The 377-nt window shown below is 67.9% G+C and carries 1 protein-coding gene; it reads right to left on the bottom strand.

Features of this window, described 5'->3' with window-relative positions; genetic code table 11:
* A partial coding sequence (locus tag AAZU54_RS27335; protein WP_434727900.1) for a hypothetical protein occupies positions 1-377 on the bottom strand: 377 nt, incomplete at both ends.

A 377-nucleotide genomic window follows, 5' to 3' on the forward strand; every position in this document is an offset into this window, starting at 1 on the left:
GTCGTAGCCGTAGTTGACCTTGAGCCGGGCATCTTCGTAGCCCACCAGGCGGTCGTACAGGTCCCAGGTGAAGCGGCCGTGCTGGCCGTCCAGCCAGCGCTCGCTGAGGTTGCCGCGGGGGTCGTAGCGGTAGTGGTTGCCCAGGTACTGGTGCAGCAGGTTGTCCATCTGCCGGCTGCGTTTGAGGCCGTTGGCCTGGGGCGCTTCGCTGGGGTCGAGCAGGTTGCTGGCGGGGTCGAAGGCGAAGGTCTCCGCGCCTAGCCGGCTGTGTGCGCCGAGCAGGCGGTTGAGCGGGTCGTAGCGGTAGCTGAGCGTGCCGCGGTTGCTGTCGTCGATGGTGGTCAGTTGGCCGGCGGGGTCGTAATGGTGCTGGCGCT

It is taken from the genome of Pseudomonas sp. Je.1.5.c, from assembly GCF_051129895.1.
GTDB classification, from domain to species: domain Bacteria; phylum Pseudomonadota; class Gammaproteobacteria; order Pseudomonadales; family Pseudomonadaceae; genus Aquipseudomonas; species Aquipseudomonas urmiensis.